Raw genomic sequence first — 4,519 nt, forward strand, 5'->3', positions numbered from 1 at the left:
CCGGACGCCTCGCTCGTGGCGCACATCGTGCACTACCGCTACCGCGGCTGGAACGGGGAGGACGCGCATCCTGCCGGCGACGCCGAGTGGGCCGTGGCCGAAGTGGTGCGCCGCTACGGGGACGTTCCGGTGTGCCTTGTGGGGGTGGACGTGGGGGCGCGGGCGGCGCTGCGGGCAGCGGGGCACCCGATGGTCACCGCTGTGCTCGCGATATCCCCGTGGCTGCCGGCCGCCGACCCCGGTGCGGCGTCGGGTGCGCACGAGACCGAACCGGTGAAGCAACTGGTGGGCAGGCACGTGCTGTTGGTGCACGGCACGGACGACGAGCACACGGCGCCCGAGCTCTCCTACCGGCTCGCGGAGCGAGCGAAGAAGACCAACGCGGACGTGTGCCGCTTCGAAGTCCACACGGACGGGCACGGGTTGCGCCAGCACAACGCGGAAGTCGCGGCGCTGGCTGAGAACTTCGTGCTGGGCACGTTGTGCGGGCGCGAGTTCGCCCGGCCGTTGACCGACGCGATGGCTGCGCCGCCGCCCTTGGGGTTGCGGATGCCGCTGGCCACGGGGTTCGGGCGGAGCCTGCGGCGCTGAGATCGACGGCCCGTACGGGACGTGTCCAGGCTCAAGTCCCTCTCGGGCACGTCCCGCTCGGCCTCCGTCGTCGTCCGCCTCATGTGGAGGCCGATGGTTTCTCCCGGCGGCGATTCCCTCAGGAGGCGCGACCCGCGTGGACCGTGCTGGCCGTCAAGTAGAAGGCGTCCGGGCGCTTGAGGATGCCCGTCGGGGCTTCCTCGTCCATCAGCGTGTCCACTGCCAGCAGGTCGTCGGCGTCCAGCCACTCCCCCAACTTCTCGCGGCTGCGGGTCAGTTGGGCGTGAAGGTGTTCGCGGGCGCGGCGCTCCAGCGGGGCGGGCAGTTCGGTGAGGAAGGTGCGCGAGCCCGCCGGCGTCAGGCCTGCGCGGGCCAGCATGGCGGGCCAGTCCTCGACGGTCGGGGTGTGACCGGGCAGCCCTTCGCGCATGCCGGTGAACCACTCCTCGTTCGCCGCGTCCAGACGGGCTTGCAGGCCCGGTCGTCCGACGCCGATGTCGCGCGGAAGCCAGCGCGGCTGGAGCCCCCGTTCGACGACTGCCAGGATGCCTCCGGGGCGCAGTGACGCGGCGAGGGCGTCGAGGGCGGCCTGCTGGTCGCCGATGTGGTGGACGACATTGCTGGTCCAGATGAGGTCGCCGCTGCCCAAGCTGCCCAGCTCCTCCGGGAGTTGGGCTTCACAGATCTCCATGCGCCCGGACAGGCCTTCCCTCTCCGCGCGGTCCCGGGCGCGCTCCAGCAGGTTCGAAGCTCCGTCCACAGCCACGACCCGGGCCTGTGGAAAAGCGTGCGCGAGCTGAGCGGTGTGGACCCCGGGACCACTGCCGACGTCGAGCAGCCGTTCGGCCGTGTCCGGTCCGATGCCGCCCTCCAGCAGCAGGCCCCGCAGCCAGGCCACGGCCTCCTCCACGAAGGGGGCGCGCAGTTCGGCCTCCCTCTCCAGGTGGTCGGCCATGGCGTCCCAGTCGAGGTCCTCGGTGCTGTGACCGTGATGGTGCGGGGTGTGTGCGCTCACGTCGTCCTCCGTCGCGGTTGCCGTCCGGCTTGCCCTGCTCCCGGGAGCGTGCTGCCCGTCTCCCTGTTTCGGCAACTTATGTTGCCGTTTCCGGGAAGTGCGGGATGAGATGGCGGGATGGCGGACACGAACTCATCGATCTCCGACGTGCTCGACGAGGTCGGCCCCCGGCTGCGGCGGCTGCGTACGGAGCGCGGGGTCACCCTCGTCGCGCTGGCCGAGGCCACGGGGATCTCCAAGAGCACGCTCTCCCGGCTGGAGTCCGGGCACCGGCGGCCGGCACTGGAGCTGCTTCTGCCCATCGCGAGGGCGCACCAGGTACCTCTCGACGAGCTCGTGGGGGCGCCCGAGGTCGGTGATCCCCGCGTGCGACTCGTCCCGCGCCGGACGCGGGAGATGACCGTGGTGCCGCTGACCCGGCAGCCGGGCGGACTGCAGGCGTACAAGCTCGTGCTCCCCGCCCGGCGCACCAGGCCGGAACCGCGCACGCACGAGGGCTACGAGTGGCTGTACGTCCTCGCCGGCCGGCTGCGGCTCGTGCTGGCCGACCGCGACCTGCTTCTGGGTGCGGGTGAGGCCGCCGAGTTCGACACACGGCTGCCGCACTGGTTCGGCAGCACGGGTGAGGGCCCGGTGGAACTCCTCAGCCTGTTCGGCAGCCAGGGCGAGCGGATGCACGTGCGGGCTCGCCCCCGGCAGGTCACCCCGAGAGCAGCCGGCCGCGACGACTGAGCAGGAAGGCCTTGAACGCCGCCACCGGCGGAGTGTCCGGCCTCCCGGCGAGCCAGGCGAGACCGATCTCGCGGACGGCACGAGGAGCGGTGACGGTCAGTTCCCGCACGCCCGGCCGCGGCACCGCCGGAGGCGGCAGCAGCGCGACGCCGAGGCCCGCCGCGACGAGGCCGCGGATGGTCTCCGCCTCCTCCCCCTCGAAGGCGACGCGTGGAGTGAATCCGGCCTCGGCGCACAGCGCTTCGAGGATGCGCCGCATGCCGTAGCCGCGCTCCAGGGTGACGAAGTGCTCGTCCGCCGCTTCCGATAGGCGTACACGTCTGCGTGACGCCAGCGGGTGGTCGTCCGGCACGACGAGACGCAGCCGCTGCTCGTCCAGGCGCCGGGAGACGAGGTCGGGAGCATCGGGTACGGGCGAGGTGAGGCAGAGGTCGAGGTCGCCGGCGCGCAGTCGCTCCAGCATCGCCTCCCCGTAGTTCTGCACGAGCGCGAAGCGCACGCCCGGGTGGTCCGCACGGAAGGCGCGGATGAGCCCGGGGACCGTCTCCCAGCCGAGGGTGTGCAGGAAGCCGAAGGCGACCTTGCCCTTCGCCGGGTCCGCGTCCGCCCGTACGGACTCGGCCGCCTGCTCGACCGCCGCGAGGGCCCGTTCGGCGGAGGCCAGGAAGGTGCGCCCGGCCGGGGTGAGGGAGACGGTGCGGCCACGCCGGGCGAAGAGCGCGACTCCGAGGTCGCTCTCGAGGCGGGTGATCGCGCGGCTCAACGTGGACTGCGGGATGCCGAGTTCCCCCGCCGCCCGTGTCACGTGCTCGTGCCGCGCCACCGCCGCGAACTGGGCGAGACGAGGAGTGAGCGACGCCGCCCAGTCGGATGTGACGGGGATGTCTTTCGCGTTGCGTGCCGGTGACATGACCTGCCTCAGCTGCCGTGATGCTCAGAGGGATCGATTATGACGGTTCTGTGCATTGGACGCATCAGTTGGGGCGACCGTACGTTCGACGCATGCCGACTGCCGATACCGAGGCGCCCGCCAGGGTGGGCGCCTCCACCGAAGCCTCCGGAACCGCCGGAGGCGACACCGACGCGACGAAGCTCAGCCCCGGCGATCCCGGGCACCGCCGGATGCGTCTCGCACTCTTCGCCGCCGGCCTGGCGACGTTCGCGCTGCTCTACTCCACGCAGGCACTGCTCCCCGAGATCTCGCACGACCTGCACGCCGATCCCGGCACGGCGAGCTGGACCGTCTCCGGCGCCACGATCGGCCTGGCCGTGGCGGTGCTGCCGCTCGCGGCGCTGTCCGAGCGATTCGGACGGCGCCGGATGCTGACGGCCTCGATGGCCGTCGCCGTCGCTCTCGCCCTGGCGGTGCCGTTCGCACCGGACCTGGGCACGCTGATCGCTCTGCGCACGCTCCAGGGCGCAGCGGTCGCGGGCGTGCCCGCGTCGGCGATGGCGTTCCTCGCGGACGAGGTGCGGGGGCGGTACCTGGTCGGCGCGACCGGCCTGTTCGTCGCGGGCAACAGCGTGGGCGGCATGAGCGGCCGCATCCTCAGCGGCTGGGTCACCGAGGCCTGGGGCTGGCGTGCCGGGCTGGCCGCGGTCGCGCTGGCGTCACTGCTGTGCGCGCTGGCCTTCGTGCTGCTGGTCCCCAAGGCCCGTCACTTCCGCCCGACACCGCTGAACGCGCGGGCACTCGCCCGTACGGTCTCGGCGCACCTGCACAACCCGCTCCTGCTGCGGCTGTACGCCATCGGCATGCTGTTCATGATCGTGTTCGGCGCCGTCTACACCGTGATCGGCTACCGGCTGGTGGCCGAACCGTTCGGCCTCTCGCAGGGTCTCGTCGGATCCGTCTTCGTCATCTACCTCGTGGGCGCTGCGACTTCGGCCACAGCGGGGAAGCTGAACGCGCGGCTGGGACGGCGCGGCATGCTCTACGTGGGTACGGGTGCCGCTTCGGCGGGGCTGCTTCTGAGCCTGGCCGACAGCCTGGTGGCGGTCGTGTCCGGGCTCGTGCTGATCACCGCGGGATTCTTCGCCGGGCACGCCGTCGCCTCGGGCTCGGTGAGCCACACGGCGAAGGAGGGCCGGGCACAGGCCTCCGCGCTCTACCAGATGGCGTACTACACCGGCAGTTCACTCGGCGGCGCGCTGGGTGCCGCCGCCTTCGGACTTCAGAGG

General features: G+C 72.2%; 5 protein-coding genes. 3 read left to right on the plus strand and 2 right to left on the minus strand.

The window, feature by feature from the left end; translation table 11 throughout:
- Nucleotides 1-591 (plus strand): alpha/beta hydrolase (locus H5J26_RS28575; protein ID WP_181768865.1); only part of this gene is annotated, 591 nt, incomplete at its 5' end.
- Nucleotides 592-709: 118 nt separating this feature from the next.
- Here H5J26_RS28575 and H5J26_RS28580 read toward each other — a convergent pair.
- The gene (locus H5J26_RS28580) at nt 710-1,606 is read right to left on the minus strand and encodes a class I SAM-dependent methyltransferase (protein WP_309238101.1); all 897 of its coding nucleotides are present in this window, start codon (nt 1,604-1,606) and stop codon (nt 710-712) included.
- A 117-nt stretch (nt 1,607-1,723) separates the two neighbouring features.
- Between H5J26_RS28580 and H5J26_RS28585 the strand changes: the two genes are divergently transcribed.
- Entirely contained in the window at nt 1,724-2,338 is a 615-nt protein-coding gene (locus H5J26_RS28585) for a helix-turn-helix domain-containing protein (protein WP_181768866.1), read from the plus strand.
- Here the strand turns inward: H5J26_RS28585 and H5J26_RS28590 are convergent.
- Nucleotides 2,307-3,248, minus strand: a complete 942-nt coding sequence (locus tag H5J26_RS28590; RefSeq protein WP_181768867.1) for a LysR family transcriptional regulator — start codon at nt 3,246-3,248, stop codon at nt 2,307-2,309. The two genes, H5J26_RS28585 and H5J26_RS28590, sit on opposite strands and share 32 nt — an antisense overlap.
- Before the next feature lie 92 nt (nt 3,249-3,340).
- Here H5J26_RS28590 and H5J26_RS28595 point away from each other — a divergent pair.
- Nucleotides 3,341-4,519, plus strand: a 1,179-nt coding sequence (locus H5J26_RS28595) for an MFS transporter (protein WP_181768868.1), incomplete at its 3' end; no start/stop codon positions are given.

Source organism: Streptomyces albidus (ex Kaewkla and Franco 2022) (assembly GCF_013870515.1).
Classification (GTDB): domain Bacteria; phylum Actinomycetota; class Actinomycetes; order Streptomycetales; family Streptomycetaceae; genus Streptomyces; species Streptomyces albidus.